The organism is Bacillus sp. 1A (assembly GCF_052682215.1).
This window is the reverse complement of record NZ_JBQYLZ010000001.1, coordinates 803,897-824,724: the sequence shown is the minus strand read 5'-3', so window position 1 is coordinate 824,724 and position 20,828 is coordinate 803,897. Positions and strand designations below refer to the sequence as shown.

Genomic DNA, 20,828 nt, shown 5'->3' with positions numbered 1-20,828 from the left:
ACCAAATTTAAAATTTGATATTTTTTTAAAATATAGATAAGCAATTAGCAGCAACTTATATAGTAAAAAACGTAGGAATTCATAATTTCTACGTTTTTTACTTATAAGATAGCTATATGGATTATATAAATCTTGGAGGATGGAAATAAAATATTGTACCCGTAGGAAGTTGATGTAAATAAACTTCAAAACTTTTCAATATATGATTTTACAGCTTGTAATAAAAACTCTTCTTGCCCCATACCAGATTCAGCAGCCATTTGAATTACTTTTTGCTTAAAGTCATGATCTGCATGAAAAGTTAATGGCTCTACATTACTTTTAAAATAAATACCTTCAACATGAGGGAGTATTGAGCCTGACTTCATATGTGAATGTAAATACTTAATCTCTTCTTGGAACTGTAATGGCTCTACCTGTAAAACAAATGGTTTAATTTCCAATCTGATGATATCTTGTGTAGTAGTCAATCGCATATTTGTGACACCAAGCTCTTTATAAAATAAATTTATTAGATTATAAGTAATAGAATTAAATAACTGAGGCTTTTTAAATGTAAAAGATAAATAGCCTCGCTTCGTAATCACTGTTTGTTTTTTGAAGGGTTCAAGGGAATAATCATGTTCTTTATAAGCTGATAATGAGAAAATTTCTTCATCTTCTGTAAGAACCTTTCCATCGGATCCATTAATTTCTATTACCCTAGCTTTTTTTTCTGTATGTCGCTGTATTAATAATTGATATAAATAAATGTCTGTGTCCTGAATCTTAGTAATGAATGTTTTACGTTCTTTTGTTGTAGTTTTTTCGTAATTAAGCTGGAAATTTTCTAGTTCTTCTTCATCAATGACATATACTTGTTTACCCCGCTTTTCTACCATCGTGGCTTTTAATTTTCCAGATTTAATATATGTAAAGATAGTGGAGGGTGCTACGTTTAGAATTTCTGCTGCTTTTTTTGTACTTAATCCTTTTATTTCATCGTTATTCATTAACCGTTCAATATCTTCTAAATAGAATATTTTACTTCCGAATTGCTTCCAATTATCTTTATATACACATTCTATTAGGCCTTCTTTTTCTTTTTTTAAAATGGTCTGAACGGTAACTCCCATTAAATCTGCTGCTTCTTTTGTCGTTACTGTAGGTTTTGTGATAAACAGTAAATCTTGTGTCATGAAAGTATACCTCCTTATTTACTCACGATAATTCATAAAGTATGTATATATCATATCAGATTCTTAATTAGATATAAAATAAGATTTAAATATAAAATAAAATATCATAAAACAAATATGTTAATGTACTTTATAATTTTATTTAAATGTAAGGCATAATTTAATGTCTATTAATATGTAGATATTTTATGAAATTGTATAAATTAACGTCATATGTTTATCTATTTAATAAAAAATTATTAGAAATTATATATATAATTAAATATAGAAGAATATAGACTTATTACAGAAATAATATGATTATTAATTTCTATAATTGATGTAAGTGATATAAAAATCATAGTATACTTAATAAATATACTAAAGATTAAAATCTATACAAGAAGAGGTGATGTATAGGTATGGATAATAAAAGTCAAAACGAAAATTTACCTATTTTAAAAAGTCAAAGAGAATTTACAGATATATATTTAGACAATATAAAAGGTATATCTTCATTTATGTATAACAATCGTTATATGAATGATTTGGAACAAAAGATAGAGGATGCAGAAAAAGAAGGAAAGGGAAAATATGCATTTCTAGGTGATCTTGAAGTGATATATCATTTTGTAAATTTACAAAATGATATGGATGAAAAGAAAAATAGAAAGGATGATACAAAAAAGAGTTATGTGTCTGAGATACTATCATTTTGCGAATGTATGGTGCAGCATGCAGAAGAGTTTGAAGTGAATGGGGAAGAAGTTCAGCGAAATGCTTCCTTATTAAAAACATTAAAGCCTTGGCATATTCGTAAATTTAATTACTGGTTAAAAAATATACAAAATGGTCGAGGTGGGAATACGTATGCTGTTGCAACTTTGGCGAAGAAAACGGTATTGATTCGTTCTTTTTTAAAACATCTTCATGTATTTGGGTATATTGAAAAACCACTTCATGAAGAATTACAGCGTGCAAATGTAAATGAAAAAGATCGGCCGAATCGAGATTTATCCTATGAGGAAGTCATGAAAATATTAGGTTTTTATAAAGAAAGAGGACATTTAATAAACTATACAATAATACTTGCATTAGCTAGTACTGGTGCACGTATTCAGGAGTTGTGTACTGCAAGAGTAAAGGATTTACACTATGATGGAAATTATTGGTTAAAGGTTAGGGGGAAAGGGGACAAAGTGCGTGAACTTTTCGTTTCAGAACATTTATACCAATGTATTTGTGAGGTGAGGAGAAGAAGGGGTTTCCAAACGGTATTGGAAAAAGGGGATGAGAGTCCGTTATTTATAAATCAAAGAGGAAGTGCATATAACTCTAAAACATTATCAAACCAAGTAACAGATATGATAAAGAAGACAAACTTAGAGTTCTTACAATATCGTGAAAATCCAGTAACCGCACATACATTTCGACATGCTTTTGCAATTATGGCAGTAGAACAAGGAAATGCAGATTTATATCATTTAATGCAAACACTTGGTCACGAAAATATTCAAACAACAAAAATTTATTTAGAAAAGCATATGAAGCGTAAAAATAACGTTGGATCTGCTTTCGCTGATATGTTGATATGAGTTTTATAATGATTATCACTTGTATTTAATTATGTATTTTTTACATAATTAAATACAGTTAATTCTCATTTATTTTTAATTGATATGAGTCATTAATCAAAATTAATTAATTGAAGATAAAAAAATTACTTCTATTATATACAAAGTTATCCATAGTGAAAAAACACATAAAAGTGCATAGAGTCAAGTAGAACTGTTAAATATAATCTCTATGAATAGTAAATGATAGATTTGATTAAATATAGAAAAAACCAGGATGATATTAAAAAGTTATCCTGGTTTTTTGAATGAACATAATTAGTAGGTTATTTTGTGCAAATTATAAGTCAGTAGAAAATTTCCTTATTTCAGGATTAATATTAGTTTATATTTTTAGTAGTGAATTTTTAGGATATATGAAACATATGGATATGAAACAAACAACGGTGGAATTTTTATATTGAAGAGAAGGGGACCTTCTTTACATATGAGCGTACGCCAAAGCAGAGTATTTATAGTTTAGAAGAGTTATTCCGTCATGAATTCACTCATTATTTACAAGGAAGGTATGAGGTTCCTGGTTTATTTGGAAGCGGAGAAATGTATCAAAATGAACGATTAACTTGGTTCCAAGAAGGGAATGCAGAATTTTTTGCAGGATCTACACGTACAAATAATGTTGTTCCGCGTAAAAGTATGATAAGTGGCTTATCATCTGATCCAGCAAGCCGTTATACAGCAAAGCAAACTTTGTTCTCAAAATATGGATCATGGGACTTTTATAAATATTCCTTTGCACTACAGTCATATTTGTATAATCATCAATTTGAAACATTTGATAAGCTTCAAGATTTAATCCGTGCAAACGATGTGAAAAATTATGACTCATATCGTGAATCATTGAGCAACAATACACAATTGAATGCAGAATATCAAGCGTATATGCAGCAGTTGATTGATAATCAAGATAAATATAATGTACCGCAAGTAACAAATGATTATTTAATTCAACACGCACCAAAGCCGTTAGCTGAAGTGAAAAACGAAATTGTGGATGTAGCAAATATAAAAGATGCAAAAATCACAAAATATGAGTCGCAATTCTTTAATACATTTACCGTGGAAGGCAAGTACACAGGTGGTACATCAAAAGGTGAGTCTGAAGATTGGAAAACGATGAGTAAACAAGTAAATCGAACTTTGGAGCAGTTATCCCAAAAAGGTTGGAGTGGTTATAAAACAGTTACAGTCTATTTTGTAAATTATCGTGTGAATGCAGCTAACCAGTTTGAATATGATATTGTTTTTCATGGTGTTGCAACAGAGGAAAAGAAAAAAACAACTACTATAGTAAATATGAATGGACCATACAGTGGGATAGTAAATGAAGAGATTCAATTTCATAGCGATGGTACAAAAAGTGAAAATGGAAAAGTTATTTCTTATCTATGAAACTTTGGAGATGGTATTACAAGTACAGAAGTAAATCCTACCCATGTATATGGAGAAAAAGGAACATACACTGTGGAACTAACAGTAAAAGATAGTAGAGGAAAAGAAAGCAAAGAACAAACAAAAGTTACTGTAAAACAAGATCCGCAAACAGATGAATCCCATGAAGAGGAGAAGGTACTCCCGTTTAATACGCTGGTAAAAGGAAATCTGATTACTCCTGATCAAACAGATGTTTATACGTTTAATGTTACAGATTCAAAAGAAGTAGATATTTCTGTGGTAAATGAGCAAAATATTGGGATGACATGGGTACTTTATCATGAATCAGACATGCAAAATTATGTAGCTTGTGGTGAAGATGAAGGACATGTTATAAAGGGGAAATTCGCAGCGAAACCAGGTAAATATATATTTAAATGTATATAAATTCGATGATAAAAACGGTGAATATTCATTATTAGTAAAATGAATTTATTTCTAACATGTATAGAATGGTTGTTTTAAGGAGGAGTCTGTTAAGATAGGCCCCTCCTACTTTTTATTTACATATTAGAGCCATTAAGAATAGAAAAAAATCGTGTTTGAAAAAAGTTTAATTATTTCCTATCTGCATTACTATAATATCAGACTCTTTTCTTTAATAAGTCTAAAAGTCAATGTAGAGAATTCAAGTGCTTATAAGGAATACTTAGCTAACTGTTCACCCCAAGATGATAATTCAGTTTCAATAAATCCTGCTTTTTTATATACAAATTTAGCTGTAAGTTTTTCAGGAGCATATCCAATCATTATTATAGAAATGTTTGCGTTATTATTTCTTCTTATCTCATCAATAACTAGATGTATAGCTAGTTTTCCTATACCTTTTCCTTGAAATTCTTCATCAATCATAAGTCTATAAATCCAATAATTTTTATCATCAGGGTCTATCTCAAACATAGTAAATCCTATCATTTTCTCATCAAAATAAATACCTTTTGCATAGAAATTATCTAGAAATTGAACTTCTGCGATAGAATAAAGGTTAGATGCAATAAATGCTTGTTGTTCTTCTTTAACAGAAAGTCTAATTGCTTCTTCCCAATTACTTTTGTCAATAGCCTTTAAATAAACCTTATTCAATCTGATACTCTCCTTCCAATATTGAAGAGGAAGCACGTAGTTTATGGGCTAGTGATACGTTATCCTCTTGTTTTTTTGCCCAATCAAATAGAAATATTTTCTCATCGACAACGCCTCCTTAAAGGTACAATTCAAAACACATTATTATAATCAATATAAATATATTCTTTCCACTATAAATTATTTTCCTGTTGAAAAGATCCTATTTTTCTATCTAATTTATCCAAGGTATATGATACCAAATATCGGGAGCATCTCTTTGCAAACAATTATATTTCACCTTGAATAAAGAATGATGTTTTTTGTTTTGGAGAAGAATATGATTTTTGTTTCTATTTACTTATATTTGCATTGTTACTGAACTCTCCTTCATTAAAAGTTTGTTTATATCCCAGGTTGCCTCGTGTGAAAATAAGAATAAGTAAAGCAACAAATCCCAATCCTATCACTACAAATATATCCGTATTTTTTAAAACAGGGTTGGTGGAATGAGTTTGTGCCAAACTAAACGTATTTACACTCGCATGAATTAGCATGACAATAAATAAGTTACCGTGATTGCAGTTATAGACCCAAGTAAGAATGATTGAGATCGGCAAACATAGTAGAATAAAAATTGGCAAATGGATATATAGGAGAGAAAGGTCAGAACCCGGGCCACCCCTTTGTGCAGCCGTTAAAAAATGCGGAAGATGCCAAAAAGCCCACAAAACACTAAGAAGTAATGTTGCTTTTAACGGTCCGAATTTCGATTGTAATCGAGGCAGAGCAAAACCACGCCATCCGATTTCCTCGGGTAAAGGCCCACCGAGAAAGAAAATTGCCACAAAAGAGAAGAGATAGGTTATAAAAAATTCAAAATTAAGGTCACGGAAAGTAGGTATCTCTCCATTTACTATAACCATCCCCAGAAACATTGCAGCTGGGATAACGATGAGAGTAAACAAGTACCACTTCAAACCGACCTTAGTAGTTAGAATGCTTTTTCTAACTTTTTTCCATGACTCTTTGCCTTCAAGAGTTCGAAACATGATACACGCTGCTAACATAGGGCCTGCAAATGCATTGGCAAAAAAGAAAATATCAAATGCCTTTGTTTTAGGGAAAATACCCCATTGGGATAAGATAAATGGAATTAATACACTCCATGAGAATACATATGCCATTACAAAAAATGAAGTTAACGGATAGGATTCCAAATACCCTCTCAGACCTGTTGATGAGTTTTTTGATTTTGTTAAATAATTCAACACAATCACCTCTTCATTTATATAAACCTGCATATGTGCTAATTCTACATGTTTTGATAAAGAACCTTTTTGATGTAATAATGTTCAGTTTTTTGTAAAAAAGGAACGATGCGTTACCAAAGAAATGTAGAAATTTTTTAAAAGAAAATCACCTAACAATGAGTTAACTAGCTTTTGACATTAATTGAATTTTTAATATATCCTCAATCGAATAATGTTCACTAAGATTTATTTGGTTTGCCGGCTCCAAATAAGAGAAAAAACCTTGCAGAATCTTTCTGTAAGGTTTTTTCTTTAAAAATATGAGTTATCCGTACTAAAAAACTACAGAACCACATCTAATCTTGTTTCATTAGTTAATTCAATAGTATTAGTAACATCAGTTGGAGAATCATTTTTAGTTTGGCTTGATTCCTTCTCCTTATCAGCATGGAACTTGTTTAGCATCTCCATAATAATCCATAAGGGGACACTTTTATCTTTTAACATGTTCCATAAATCCATTTCAGTAAATTTGACACTAGATTGTTTTCCTTCTTTTTCTGATGACCGAATATCTAATTTGATAGCGAAATCATTAGTAGCTTCTTTTCCTTGAGTAGAAGGGAAGTCTTGAGTATTTTTTTCTGTACCCACAGTTGAATATATTGTAGATTGATTTACCCTATGTGCATGTAACCCAAATTCCATTTCTTACACCTATTTCTATTAATTTAATATATAAATATAGTTATTTTAAAAGTGCTTTGTAAAAATAGCAAGTACTAATTAAGTGTGAAGTTAAAATTCAATTCTATATAAATAGGGGTATCACCACATTGCTATTAAGCTAAGCTCATATAACGTCAATTATAGTAGAATTACATATATTAAATCACTATGAATTTAAGGGTGGTAATTATCTCTCATATGCAGGTGTTGGTATACGCAACGATATTTACAGAAAGCAGCTACGTATATTTATGAAGGTGCGAATGGCCCCCAAACAATTCGTTTGCGAAAAGGAGACTTGGTAGGAGATAAGCACCTAGTTACAGGACTTACATACGATGCTGAAGGATTTCCTATTTTTGAATCAAAAGGTGAGAAACTATTAAAAGAGACAGATTTAAAAAAGTCTAGAAATTGTAGTAAGGCATTATATGAGAAAATAATAGAAAATCCTGAGAGGAAGCAATATATCCAGTTTGCTCAACATTTACAGACTTGCTTGATAGTCTATATGAATTTGATGATAAAGAATAAAGAATAAAGAATGAGTTATACCATAACTTATCCTTTATATTTTTATCATTTATTGGTATTAATAAAAAGCACCCGACATTTTTTGAACAACAAAAATCGGGAAAGATTTCCTTATTTCATACATAATATCCTTGAAGGGAGGGGTTACATCTGGACTGGCTGGAGAGAATGAACAGAGTAATGAATTACATTGAGCAGAATTTATCAAACAAAATAGATGCTAAAGAAGTAGCAAAATTAGCTTGTTGTTCAGAATATCATTTTCCAAGAATGTTTTCGTCAATTACAGGATTTACTTTGTCGGAATATATTAGACGAAGACGTTTGTCACAAGCTGCATGTGAGCTACAAAGTGATAAGACTATACGTATTATTAATCTTGCTCTTAAGTTTGGGTATGACTCACCAGATGCATTTAGCCGAGCTTTTAAAAATCTGCATGGTGTATCTCCGACAGCAGCGCGATGTAATGGGGTTGAGTTAAAAATGTTTCCGAAAATCTCCTTTCAAATTATGATTAAGGGAGATGTAGAAATGGAATATCGAATAGAAGTACTAGATGATGATATTGAAATTATAGGGCTAAAAAAAGAAGTAATGACGGAAGATGCTTTTCATACAATTCCGCTATTATGGGAAGAGGCGACAACAAGTGGGTTCCTACAGAAACTTATTAACATGTCATGGGAAAATCCAAAATGTAGATTAGAAGGGCTTTTGGGGGTATGTGGGAAGCAAGCAGCTATTACCGATGAAACCTTTCACTATATGATGGGATGTCGTTTTCATGGAGAATATACAGCTGATATGGAGAAAATCGTAATACCTAAAGGCACATGGGTTGTTTTCCCGGATATTTCTACAGCATGGAAACGTCTTTATACAGAATGGTTGCCAGCATCTGAGTATGAGCTAGCAGACCTTCCTTGTATCGAGAATTATTTAGCTCCTAATCGCAAGCCAAGTAGTGAACTGTGGGTTCCAGTTGTTCAAAGATAAAAAAACGGCCTATATATTAGACCGTTTTTTTATGATTTACTAGTGTTCCAACCATCATCCGTTTTCTCTAGTTCAATTACGATTACTTTTTAGGATTACCTTTAAATACAGTATCAACAGTTACTGTAGCAATTTCATTTTTCTCTTCAACTTTTCGAATTTTATAGCTTTTAAGATCTTTACTAACTGATTTTATTAGATTTGCATTTCCGCCCACAAAAACAACAATTTTCTTCCCTTCAGGAGTGAAGAACTCTCCAAAATCTTTTACATTTCCTTCTTTTGCATCTTCGAAATACGCTGTAGCAACTTCTTCAGAATCACGATTATTTCCACATGCTGCAAGTGCTGTAACTGATAAAACTTTTCTGCATAACCTTTAAAAACACATCTTATCAAGGTTTATTTGGAATACGTATTTTTAACAACATACAAAATACCAAGCATGTAGCCATCAAGCTCGGAAGGTCATAGGGTACCATTCCTTAGCTTAATAGTGCATGTGATGCGCCTCCTACTTAACCTTTCTGCATAATTTTTCCTAGCTAAATTTTATATTTATTAATATTAAAAGGGAAACCTCTATAATCGAATATACATATAAAATAATATAATTAATTATTCTGAATCCTTTTGATAAATATGTTATGGCAGGTACCTTTTATTACCTAATGTGTTAATATATTTATATGTGATTTATTAAATATACTTGATAGGGGTGGAAATATGATTAAACTCAAGAAATTATCTACATTATTACTTGCGAGCGCTTTATTGATACTACCTACAAGTGCAAGTGCAGCAAATCTGTATGGTGTTGTGAGTAATAAATGGGATGGAATTGGCACTATTCAGGAAGCTGTAGGTATCGATGGGGATACTATTTTTGTTGGTAATTCTACTGATTTAGCTGTATTAAGCACTGAATCTGGTGGATCAATGGTTTCACATGAAAAGAACAAACCTTCTTTTCCTACAAAAGGCATTGTAAAAACATCTGATGGTAACTTTTTTATTGCGGGTACATCAGGAAAATGGAAAGTTGTAGATTCATCTGCAGGTTTAGTTGAACAAGGGCAACTATCGGATAAACGTAATCCGAGATTTGTTAAGCAACTAGCGGATGGAAGGCTTTTATTAGTTTACGATAAAGGTTATTATGCTATCCTTGATGGTGATTCTTATGGCGTAACACGAACAGGAAAATGGCCAAATGATTGGAATATTAATGATTCAATTCAGTTATGTGAAGACCAGATCTTGATGGTAGGTGATAAAGGGAAATTTCAAGTCATGTCACTAGCAAATGGAAACGTCATCAACTTTGGAGATTGGGGATCAACAAAACATGATATTACGTCAATTGACAGACTTTCTGATGGTACTATAATAGCTGTTGGAGAAGGTGCAAAATTCGCCCTCTTTAATAAAGAAGGGAAAAAGATTGAGAGTTCAGAACTGACTGATCAAGAAAGTAAAAATTATAAATGGAATAAAGTGGTGGCTCTCAAGGATAAACATGCAATAGTAATTAGTTCCACTGGTCAGATGCTTTTGGTTCAGATTGATGGAAATAATAAAATTTCTGTTAAAGCAAAAACAAAATTAAATAATTATACTTCTAACGGCACTGTAGTAAAAATTAAAGAGAATCAAGTATTCGTTACCCTTGCTAGTGGTCGATATATGGTTTATCAAGCAGATTTATAAAAATTCGAATTCAATAGTAAAACCTTTGAAATGCAACAACCTTATTATTTATATAAATAAATTAAAATATAAAAATAACCAGGGGGATTATTTTGAAAAAAATATACTTATTTGTTGGTTTTTTGATGGGGTTTATAGTATTTAATTTGGATGGTATTAAAGTTGAAGCTGCTGAGCTAAATATAGAACAAATAAAACATTTACAGTCTTTAGGTTTCACTAAAGAAGAAATTTCGGACATGCCTGAAATGGAAATAATGAAAAACTTAGAAATTGATGGCCAAGTTGTAGCTACCAAAGAAAAGTTTATTAAAGTTACTGAAAATGGAGTTAACAATTCAAGTAAAGAAATTGAAATTGATAAGAACACGTATTTAAATGGAGTTCAACTAGAAGAAGCAAAAAGAGTTCAAAAAAGCAATGGTGTGGCAAAACTTTCTAGCGATAAAAATACAACATCTTATAAAAAGGTTACAACTAATATTGTCTCTTTAAAAGCAAAACAAAAGTACAGGGTAAAAACTTCAATAGAATGGAGTGTTATGCCTAGTAATAGAAAAATAGATGTTATAGGTACAGGTGTTAACAGTTCTTTTTGGGCTCCTTCTCCAGGATCACAATACGGACAACAAAAATGGAAACTAAAGTATGATTGTAATAAAACTAAATCTAAGAATGCAACTTATACCAAGGACAGCAACAAATGGTCAAAAGGACCTTCTGGCTATGCTTTAAATATTGATTTACCTAATGATGTTAATAAATCCTACGCTTGCTATAACGAAAAAGTACTAACTTTATCCGCATTCTCTTATTATACAGTTGAGAAATTAGCATCTACTACCCAGATAGACGCTTATGGTAAGTACTTGCATCAAGAAACAACATTCCAAGTTTCTCCGTCTATATCGTTTTCACCTCTTACGTTTGGAGTTTCAGCTAGTCAATCTGATAATTTTACAGAAACTACTACACATGCACAAGTGAAATTCTAAAAACTTTTAAAAAGATTAGCATATATTGCAAGGAGTACGAGGTGCAGCTCCTATAGAAAACAGAATGAAAGAAGCACGAAAATCTAGTTAACTTTCTGAACAAAATTTTAGTAGCGCTTCAACTACTTAACTGAATTTGAAACAAAACTAAATAATAAAAAAAGAGAGCTATGCTCTCTTTTTTTAGTCCTCAGTAAAACCTTATTAAATTTGGAGTATAACTAAAATGTAATTTAATTCTACATAAGTAACAAAAGATATTCATGAAGAATCTACTTTCTCGTCTAAATTGTTTAGAGATCCATGTCTTTGTAAACTTTTTCAAAAGTGTATAAAGGCATGAAAGTAGGAATAATGGAACATCTTTCCCTTTTTTTTAAAGCTCCAATTGGAACAGATGAGTATGCTCTTGATCAACAATATCAAACATTATTGGAATATGTGAAGAATTTCGAAGACAATGCTTAGTATTTTTGGTGACCTTAGAGTTGAAAAATATGAATGTAGTATTTGGGATAGATATCAGTGTTATTATCTGTAATAGGGAATTAATTAGGAGTGTTTAGTTTGAAGGTGATTTTGATGTAATTTATTTCATATAAAATGCCCCCCACTGATAGTTGTGGAGGGCATATAAACATAGTGTTTTAATGTTTATATTAGAAATCCCTTAATTTATGCTATAAATAGTTTAGTATAAAACCATGTATGCAAATCAATAGATTTTTTTAAAAATTATTCAATTCTATTTTCAAATCTTTACAGATAGTTCTTTTACCATACTCAATGTAAGCTATGTGACCATCGGGGCGAATTAAAATGACATCTATATTTTTTAACTGAGAATTGTGTATTTCTCCTACAATCACCTTTGTATGCGAATCAATGTTCATTTTATCTATTTCCTCTTTATAAGACGGATGTATTAATAGAATATATTTACCATCTTGCATCAATTCAAAGAGTTTATAAGTTTTCTTATTTTGAGAAGAAATAGTAAGATTTGTACATCTTTTCCCTATCAATGGATGTCTTTCTTTCGTATGCATAGAGGAATATATAACCCCTAAGCCACTTACTCTTTCAGCTAAATCTTGATTCACCTCTGGGTATGTGAGTAAATGCGAGAATAACTCTCTTAATTCTATACCTGCATTTGAAAAGTTTATCATTAATTGTTCTTGCGCTTGTACTTCTTTGAAAAATTGTCTTCCCACAGCATGTCGTTCAATATGATAACTTTCTAATAGGTTTTCATATTTTTTTTGTTTTGTAGCGAGTCCCAATTTCCATCCTAAATTAAAAGCGTCTTGTAAACCTACATTTAAGCCTTGTCCACCTGCAGGGAAATGAATATGTGCTGCATCACCTGCCAAGAATACACGCTTATGTTGATAAGTATTCGCTAGTTTGGTTGCATTTCCAAACCGAGAAAGCCATATTGAGCTTTTAATTTGAATATATTCACCTGTAATACTATAAATACTATCTATAAGCTCTTTTTCTGTGACAGCAACATGAACAGGTATGGTCTGATTTTTAGGATCTACAATTGCAAAACGAAATACATTATGTGCAATAGGTACCATTATTATTATCCCATTTATATTAGATGTAGAAAAAAATGGGTTATTTGGTACATCTTCTAAAATGACATCGCCTAATATAGCAGTAGTTGTTGTATCTGTTCCATTAAACGGTATATGTGATAACTCACGAACTACGCTTCTTGCACCATCAGCGCCTACTACATAAGGAACTTCTATTTTATATATTATTTCTCTTTGCTCTATCTCTAGTTGTACGAATGTTTCATACTGTTTTAAATTTCTTAAGGTATGACCACGTTTAATATCTACGCCTAATTCCAATGCACGATCTTCTAATATTTCTTCTGTAATAGATTGGGGAATAAAAAGCGTATATGGAAAATCAGTATCTAAATGTTTAAAGTTTAATCTGGTATCTAGGGCAGCAAAATGGCTTGTATCTGATTTCTTTCCTCTAGATAAAAATCGATTTTCAATACCTCTCATAGCCATTAATTCTACGGAGCGGGGGTGCAGTGTGAGTGCTCTAGAATTTCGAATCCGATTTAATCTTCGCTCTAAAACAACAACTTTTACGCCTTGAATAGCTAATTCACATGCTGTCATAAGTCCAACTGGACCACCACCAACTATTGCTACGTCATAATAATTTTCCATGTCATGCCCTCCATTTATTTACGTAATTAAGAGCTAATAAAAAAATTTGTACAATAGATTTGTAAATAATATCTATTGTGCAAATATAATTATACTTCATTTTAGTTTCCAAGGAAACTAAAATGAAGTATCCCCTATATCAAACATTCAATATGATGGTTAATTGGATTCAATATGAGAAAGATAGTAGGGTAATCTATTTCTAATTATTTAAAGGAAAGGGTATGTGATTGAAATGAACAATACATATAATGCAAAGAGACATAAAATGATTAATCAATTATTTGAAAAGTTTTCGTCCAAATCTCCTGGCTTCGCATATATTGCTAGTTTCGATAGTGGAGTAACAATCTCCCTATTAAAAAAAGAAATCGTAAGGCTTTACAAACAAAAGGAAAAAAGCGTAAAAGACAAACTACAAGAAGGAAACATAAAAAGAAAAATTCGAGAAAGTAACAGAGACAAGTAAACGATTCTCTATAACTGCAGCTAACGTTGCAAAACAAACCTTACCTCAACTCCTTACAGCTACACTGGTTGTCATTTCTACTATTAGAGATCTAACAGAAAATAAAAAGACATATAATAAAGAAGGGAAAGAAGAGAGTGCCTAGATTTAATTCTAAAAATAGAAAGCAAGGAAAAAAGCATGAAATCTCTGTATGTAATTGATGTAGGAATTGGTTTTATTAAGCGAGCATATCGACAGGATGGAGATTCTGAAATAACGACTAAGAGTGAAGTTTCCACGCTATCCCCTGTACCTAGAAAAAAATGGGGTGCTTCTAGGCACTAACAAGGAACGTTTGAGTACCAAAAGACATCTATAAATGCACCATTCAATACAATGCGTACATCAATTTATATCAAATAATTTTGAAAGCGTTCATACATATAAATAGTCAAAGAAAAGGCACTCCTAGGAGTGCCTTTTCTTTGACTTGAACCACGTTCCTATATATATTCCCCATCCCATAAAAACACTTCCTATAAAACAGAATCTTAGACATCAATAGACTTCATTTGAAAAATAGTTTACATATGTATGGGTGGTAACAGTAACGACACATCATGAATATGAGATGCGTTACGCCTTCTGGCCTAAGAACCTACTTTATAGAAAGTACCTTTCTCATATATTTTATCACGTGTAACATTGAGTTTGTTAAGTATTTAGTTAATATGCACAATTACATAGTAAATACTGTTTAAATAGGAGAATAAAAAATGCAAAATAAGTGTTTCTAAATATATTCCAGATAATCTCTATTTTTTTATTAAGTATTTGTTTTGCGCTCAATCATCGAAGGAAGTACTGCTTGCATTCCATTTAACAAACTTAACACATTCACATCATACATTTATTTCCATTTACTAGGGGGTTGCGTTAATGCCTTTCTAACAAGGACTTAAAAATAATGATAGAGGTTTCTCATATAGGCGCAATTGGCAGCTATGATAGCGGTAATTAACGTTTCCTCTGCAGCAACCTCTGCCAGCATTAATTCATAACGTACAAAGTACTACATGGCTGCTATACTAGAATTTCGTAAAGAGGATTACATACATCATGATTAACTCAAAAGTCGATAGTCTGCGGACAATCGGCTTTTGAGTTAATTAGAAAGAAGCATATGCAATAAATAATTCTGTATTAGATAACATCCAACCACTCAAAAATCCAGGCATAAAAAAGGAGGGAGAAGGCATCTTTTATTGAAGTTTGTTTATAATAGCTTTTTAACTTGTTAGGGGGGAATCATAAAGGAGATTAGTAATCTCTTTAATAATTTTTATTTCCCTTATAATATTTAGCTTATTGTATTAGAAAATTCAAATTCTGAAAGGAGAATCAATAAATATGAGCAAGAAAAAAAGAATAGGTAATAAGTTATTACTTGTTAGTGCAATTTGTATGATAACTATTCCTTCAGTTTCATATGCGGAGGAAGTAATTTCACCTAAAAAATTCGCGAGTTCTTCAAGTTTCTATGAGGGACAAAATACGGATATATTAAAATCAAGCTTATATCCTGGTACATATAAAAATCCGTTCAATCAACAATTTATTTCGACATCAAAGGAAGCAAACACAAATATAAAAAAAATAGACAATACTGAAGATGAAAACCCTGTTATAGCTACTACCCTTTCATTTATCCGTTATATGGATACAGAAGACTATAAATCTGCAATTGATTTAACTTCTCGATCATTACAGAAAGTAATATCCGAAGGATGGCTGAAGAGCTATTGGAAGGGACTCCCTGCGCAATTACAAGCAGGTTCTTTTATGGGAATTGGAGAGGTAACACAAAAAGAGTCAAATTCCGTTCATACGAATGTAGAGATTAAATTAGCTTTTGAACAATTTACTGTACCTTTACTAATTAAGCTAGATCCATCTGGAAAAATAGATGATTTTCAACTTAGTATGTCGTATATTCCCGTTGCAGGGCGTCCATCATATAGTAAGCCTGAATCATTTATTGATAAAGAAGTAGTAGTTGGAAGTGGTGCGTTTCCATTACCAGGAACATTATCTGTTCCAAAGGGAAAAGATCCTTTCCCAGCGGTTATTCTTGTGCAAGGATCTGGGGCAACTGACCAGGATGAAACGGCGTTTGCTTTAAAACCATTTCGCGATTTAGCTGAAGGTCTTGCATCGAAGGGAATTGCTGTCCTTCGCTATAATAAACGTACTTATGAACATGGATTAAAAACACAATCCAGTCCCTTTTATACAGTTGATAAAGAGACAACAGATGATGCTCTTCTTGTGACTCAATTTCTTAAAAATGAACCTCTGATAGATAAGAATCAAATTTATATCCTTGGTCATAGTCAAGGTGGGATGATGCTTCCGAAAATGATTGAAAAAGACCAAAATCAAAATATTGCTGGGGCAATTGTAATGGGAGGACCAGCTCGTACGATTCAAGATGTCGTTTTAGATCAATTTAAGTATCTTTTTTCTATTGGAGCAATGAAATCGGATGAATATAAATTTTATAAATCGCAATTTGAATTATTAAATGATTCTAATTTCTCTAGTCAGAATCCTCCAAAAGATTTTTATTTAGGATCAGCAGTATTTTGGGATTCTATCCGTAAAATTAAAGCAGCAGAAATGTCAAAAGAACAAAAGACACCGCTTCTTATTATTCAAGGAGAAAGAGACTATCAAGTTCAATCAAAAATCGAAATTCCTCTTTGGAAAGAACAATTAAAAAAACGAGATAATGTTGATTATCGACTATATCCAAAGTTAAATCACTTCTTTACAGAAGGAGGTGGGGAATTAAGTAAACCGGATGAATATTATAGTCCTGCTAATATCCCTGAGTATGTTATAAATGATATTGCTACTTGGGTGCAAGGAAGATCAAAATAAAATTAGCAACCATATTTTTATAGAGGTCATTATACGTACCTATCAACTTAAGGATAGAAATTAAATGGGTTTTTGTTTAAATAAACTAAATAAAGGGGTGCTCTTTATGTGTACTAGTTTGACACTACAGACAAAAAACGGTCAACATCTTTTTGCAAGAACAATGGATTTTACATTAGATTTCAATCAAGAAGTAATAATAGTTCCTCGACGTTATCAATGGAACAATATAACTGGTGAAATTATCAAGGCGAAAGAAGCTGTTGTAGGAATGGGGATTAACCATCAAGGAAGGATCATTTTGGCGGACGGAGTAAACGAATCAGGTATGACATGTGCAACACTCTATTTTCCAGGATTCGCTACTTATAGTAACAGTATAGATGACAATAAAAGGAATCTGGCACCATTTGATTTTGTGGCATGGTGTCTCACACAATTCAATTCTGTCGAAGAGTTAAAGAAATCTGTAGATAGTATTTCCTTTTTAGATGTACCATTATCTGTTTTAGGAGTTACCCCACCGCTACATTGGATTTTAGCGGATAAATGGGGAGAATGTATTGTATTAGAGCCGACAATTGAGGGGCTAAAAATGTATGATAATCCGCTAGGGGTAATGACCAATAGCCCTGAGTTTAACTGGCATTTACAAAATTTAAGACAATATATAGGTCTTAAATCGCAGCCATATGCGCCAACCCAATGGGGGAATGTACCATTAAGTGCTTTTGGACAAGGTTCAGGTTCAATGGGACTCCCAGGAGATTTCACTCCACCGTCAAGGTTTGTCCGGGCAGCGTATAGCAAACAAAATATTCAAGGGGTAGATAACGAAGAAGAGGGTATATCAGCAATTTTTCATATCTTATCAAATTGTGAGATTCCCAAAGGTGGAGTAATAACGGAAGAAGGTACATTAGATAATACCATTTATACAAGCGTAATGTGCATGGAGTCTGGTACATATTATTACCATACCTATGATTGTAGACAAATTATAGCCATACATCTATTTCATGAAAATTTAGATACAGATGAAATTAAAACTTATCCGTTCCAGCGGAAGCAGAAGATATTGTATGAAAACTAAATAGATTTGGAAGAACATTTGAAAAACAGACTTAATTAAGTTTGCTTTTTATAATAGACGATACGACTCATGCTATGACTTTTAAACACTTACACTCACGCTGACATTTTATATATAGTGTTTTTTATTAAATTTCTAATCATTTTAAGTGAAGGGTACGTGATTGAAATGGATAATACATATAATGAAAAGTCGCACACATTGATTAAACAATTATTTAACAAGTTTTCACCAAAAGCTCCTGGCTTTGCATATATTGCTAGTTTTGATAACGGTGTGACTTATAAAGGTGCGGTTGGTTTAGCTTCTATAGAGGAAAATTTACCTATAACCACAAGAAATATTTTTAATATTGCCTCAGTTTCTAAACAATTTACAGCATTTTCTATATTACTCTTAGAACAAGAGGGGAGATTGAGTTTAAATGATTCAATTGTAAAGTTTGTCCCTTCTATAGGAGCATATGCTGAACCTGTAACATTGAGACATCTAATTCATCACACTGGTGGACTAGTTGATTATATGGAATTGGCTGAAGCAGCAAATATTAAATATACTGATACATTAACTGTGGAAGAATCGTTAGAACACCTTAAAAGTCATCAAATTGCAAGGTTCCCAGCTGGCACAAAATTTGAGTATAGCAATACAGGATATTTTTTATTATCACAAGTGGTAGAGAAGGTAAGCGGCAAGTCTCTACGTCAGTTTACAAAGGATCGTATTTTTGACCCTTTAAATATGAAAGACACAACAATTGTAGATTACTATCCAACTACTATACCAATTACTAGTGGATATTCGAAGAATGAGAAAGGAACATATAAAATCTATGAAAGCCCTTGGGAACATACAGGGGATGGGGCAGTTCATGCAACAGTTGAAGACCTGGTAAAGTGGGGAGAGAATTTAACGACAGGTACCGTTGGTGGAAAAGAACTTGTTAAAAGAATGAGCGAAATAGGTCCGAAAATTTCTCCAACTGGGGAGACGATTATTGACAATGAAGATTATGCTTTTGGACTAAGGCTTGCTGAAGGTTTTAACTGTCGGTACTTGGAACATTCAGGAAGTTGGGCGGGTTATCGTTCACACTTCATGCGGTTTCCAAAAGAATATTTGTCTGTTGTAGTCCTAAGTAACTATAATAGATTTGACTCTAATAAATATGCTAATAAAATAGCAGAAATTTTTTTAGAAAAGTAAAAAATAGAGGGTAGAAGTCAGTATTTAGATTTGCTTTACCCCACGTTGTTTTAGGTGTAATTGATTTTGAGAACGGAAGGCAAGCATAAATTTATGCCTGCCTTTTTGGGTATTAAAATAAATATAAATATTAATATTCATACAGTTAAAAAAATAATTGGAAATTCTTTGAATATAGATTAATCAATAAGGCTGGATTTTATAATTTTAAAAAATAATTATAAAAATAATGTTACATTTTAAAATTAAATATTCTAATTATCAACTTTGATTTTATTGAAAATTGAAATATTAAGTAATATTCCTATTGCTATTAAATTAACCATTAAAGAACTTCCACCAAAACTTATAAATGGAAATGGAGTACCCGTAAGAGGAAATAGTCCTGTAATACCACCTAAATTTACAATGGATTGCATACCAATCATACACCCTATACCAATTGCTATAAAACTGCCGAATGGATCTACACATAATTGTGCAATTTTTAAAGAGCGAAGTACTATAGTCAAAACTCCAGCCAATAGAATAAATACACCAATAAATCCTAGTTCTTCAGAAACTATTCCCATTATAAAATCAGTATGTGGTTCCGGAAGATAACCTGTTTTTTGTATGCTATTTCCAAATCCACGACCAGTGATTCCTCCAGAGCCAATGGCAATAAAAGAATTTACAAGCTGGTATCCATTTCCTTGTGCATCAACAAAGGGATTGAAAATCGTAGTAATACGTGTCTTTTGAACTTCTGACAAACTATATTGAATTAAAAAATATAAAATAGGTAACCACAAAATAGAACCGATGGCAGTTCTTTTGATTAGTAGATTTATATTTATTCCTGAGCAAAGAAATATGCTAAAACCTATACCTAATATTAAAAGTGCTGATCCTAAATTTGGTTGTTTAAAGATAAGAAAAAAATTGCAGCTAAAAAAAATAAAAGTTTTCCGCTACCACTCCAGCTATTTTTAGCTTGTTCTTGTCGTAATGCAAAAAAACGGGCTGTTACGAGTATTGTTCCTAATTTAAGAAATTCAGCTGGCTGTATTCCAAAAATCCATGATTGAGCATTATTTACCACTTTTCCTTTCCATAAAACCATAATTAATAAAAAAATCCCCCCAACCATAATAAAGATTGAGACTATTCGTTTTTTCCATATTTCATATGGGAGTATAGCACAAACTATTAACCCTATTGTTCCTAAAAGTAGCTTTGTTAATTGAGAATCAACAAAGTGTCTACTGTTATAACCGTAATGCTGGACAGCGACAATGGAACTCGCACTATACATCATGATAATACCTAAAGTACATGTTATGAATAGAGGGAGGAGCAATAGATAATCGAGTTTTAATTTTTTTTCATTTTAATATCCTCCTGATTTAAAACAAAACATAATATTACATTTGCTAATG

12 protein-coding genes and 7 pseudogenes are annotated in these 20,828 nt (G+C 31.8%); 12 read left to right on the top strand and 7 right to left on the bottom strand.

All coding sequences use genetic code 11. The features are described from left to right. Positions 1-185 precede the first annotated feature (185 nt). Positions 186-1,178 (bottom strand): helix-turn-helix domain-containing protein, encoded by a 993-nt coding sequence (locus ACUN0F_RS04155; protein WP_426966560.1) that lies wholly within the window; start codon positions 1,176-1,178, stop codon positions 186-188. A gap of 401 nt (positions 1,179-1,579) precedes the next feature. Here ACUN0F_RS04155 and ACUN0F_RS04150 point away from each other — a divergent pair, with 401 nt between their 5' ends. After that, positions 1,580-2,752, top strand: a complete 1,173-nt coding sequence (locus tag ACUN0F_RS04150) for a tyrosine-type recombinase/integrase (RefSeq protein WP_193674410.1) — start codon at positions 1,580-1,582, stop codon at positions 2,750-2,752. A gap of 397 nt (positions 2,753-3,149) precedes the next feature. After that, positions 3,150-4,655 (top strand): annotated as a pseudogene (gene colA, locus ACUN0F_RS04145) (collagenase ColA); the annotation flags it as partial. A 206-nt stretch (positions 4,656-4,861) separates the two neighbouring features. Here the strand turns inward: colA and ACUN0F_RS04140 are convergent. The 3 genes from ACUN0F_RS04140 to ACUN0F_RS04130 all read right to left on the bottom strand — a co-directional run bounded on the left by ACUN0F_RS04140 (position 4,862) and on the right by ACUN0F_RS04130 (position 7,248). Beyond that, entirely contained in the window at positions 4,862-5,308 is a 447-nt protein-coding gene (locus tag ACUN0F_RS04140; RefSeq protein ID WP_445539172.1) for a GNAT family N-acetyltransferase, read from the bottom strand. 332 nt (positions 5,309-5,640) lie between these two features. Beyond that, positions 5,641-6,591, bottom strand: a complete 951-nt coding sequence (locus tag ACUN0F_RS04135) for a CPBP family intramembrane glutamic endopeptidase (RefSeq protein ID WP_445539171.1) — start codon at positions 6,589-6,591, stop codon at positions 5,641-5,643. Between the two features lie 291 nt (positions 6,592-6,882). After that, entirely contained in the window at positions 6,883-7,248 is a 366-nt protein-coding gene (locus ACUN0F_RS04130) for a DUF3914 domain-containing protein (protein WP_445539170.1), read from the bottom strand. 170 nt (positions 7,249-7,418) lie between these two features. Here ACUN0F_RS04130 and ACUN0F_RS04125 point away from each other — a divergent pair. Continuing rightward, positions 7,419-7,726, top strand: a pseudogene (locus ACUN0F_RS04125) (type VII secretion protein); the annotation flags it as partial. 227 nt (positions 7,727-7,953) lie between these two features. Next, complete coding sequence (locus tag ACUN0F_RS04120) at positions 7,954-8,802, top strand: AraC family transcriptional regulator (RefSeq protein ID WP_193674421.1); 849 nt, start codon at positions 7,954-7,956, stop codon at positions 8,800-8,802. Positions 8,803-8,831: 29 nt separating this feature from the next. Here ACUN0F_RS04120 and ACUN0F_RS04115 read toward each other — a convergent pair. Next, positions 8,832-9,163, bottom strand: a pseudogene (locus tag ACUN0F_RS04115) (DUF4878 domain-containing protein); the annotation flags it as partial. Between the two features lie 365 nt (positions 9,164-9,528). Between ACUN0F_RS04115 and ACUN0F_RS04110 the strand changes: the two are divergent. Continuing rightward, a complete protein-coding gene (locus ACUN0F_RS04110; RefSeq protein ID WP_193674414.1) occupies positions 9,529-10,512 on the top strand; it encodes a hypothetical protein in 984 nt (327 codons plus the stop codon). A gap of 92 nt (positions 10,513-10,604) precedes the next feature. After that, positions 10,605-11,507, top strand: a complete 903-nt coding sequence (locus tag ACUN0F_RS04105; protein ID WP_227496346.1) for a hypothetical protein — start codon at positions 10,605-10,607, stop codon at positions 11,505-11,507. Between the two features lie 728 nt (positions 11,508-12,235). On the opposite strand, the gene ACUN0F_RS04100 is transcribed toward ACUN0F_RS04105, so the two are convergent. Continuing rightward, positions 12,236-13,714 (bottom strand): FAD-dependent oxidoreductase, encoded by a 1,479-nt coding sequence (locus ACUN0F_RS04100; protein WP_426966557.1) that lies wholly within the window; start codon positions 13,712-13,714, stop codon positions 12,236-12,238. Positions 13,715-14,036: 322 nt separating this feature from the next. Between ACUN0F_RS04100 and ACUN0F_RS04095 the strand changes: the two are divergent. The 6 genes and pseudogenes from ACUN0F_RS04095 to ACUN0F_RS04070 all read left to right on the top strand — a co-directional run bounded on the left by ACUN0F_RS04095 (position 14,037) and on the right by ACUN0F_RS04070 (position 19,407). Next, positions 14,037-14,328: pseudogene (locus ACUN0F_RS04095) on the top strand (hypothetical protein). Between the two features lie 35 nt (positions 14,329-14,363). Then, positions 14,364-14,480: pseudogene (locus tag ACUN0F_RS04090) on the top strand (ParM/StbA family protein); the annotation flags it as partial. 6 nt (positions 14,481-14,486) lie between these two features. Beyond that, positions 14,487-14,588 (top strand): annotated as a pseudogene (locus ACUN0F_RS04085) (DUF4879 domain-containing protein); the annotation flags it as partial. Positions 14,589-15,575: 987 nt separating this feature from the next. Beyond that, the gene (locus ACUN0F_RS04080; protein ID WP_445539169.1) at positions 15,576-17,108 is read left to right on the top strand and encodes a prolyl oligopeptidase family serine peptidase; all 1,533 of its coding nucleotides are present in this window, start codon (positions 15,576-15,578) and stop codon (positions 17,106-17,108) included. Between the two features lie 106 nt (positions 17,109-17,214). Continuing rightward, positions 17,215-18,201, top strand: a complete 987-nt coding sequence (locus ACUN0F_RS04075; protein WP_445539168.1) for a choloylglycine hydrolase family protein — start codon at positions 17,215-17,217, stop codon at positions 18,199-18,201. A 168-nt stretch (positions 18,202-18,369) separates the two neighbouring features. Beyond that, positions 18,370-19,407, top strand: coding sequence for a serine hydrolase domain-containing protein (locus tag ACUN0F_RS04070; RefSeq protein ID WP_445539167.1), 1,038 nt, complete (start codon positions 18,370-18,372; stop codon positions 19,405-19,407). 254 nt (positions 19,408-19,661) lie between these two features. Here ACUN0F_RS04070 and ACUN0F_RS04065 read toward each other — a convergent pair. Beyond that, positions 19,662-20,704, bottom strand: a pseudogene (locus ACUN0F_RS04065) (FtsW/RodA/SpoVE family cell cycle protein). Between the last annotated feature and the right edge of the window lie 124 nt (positions 20,705-20,828).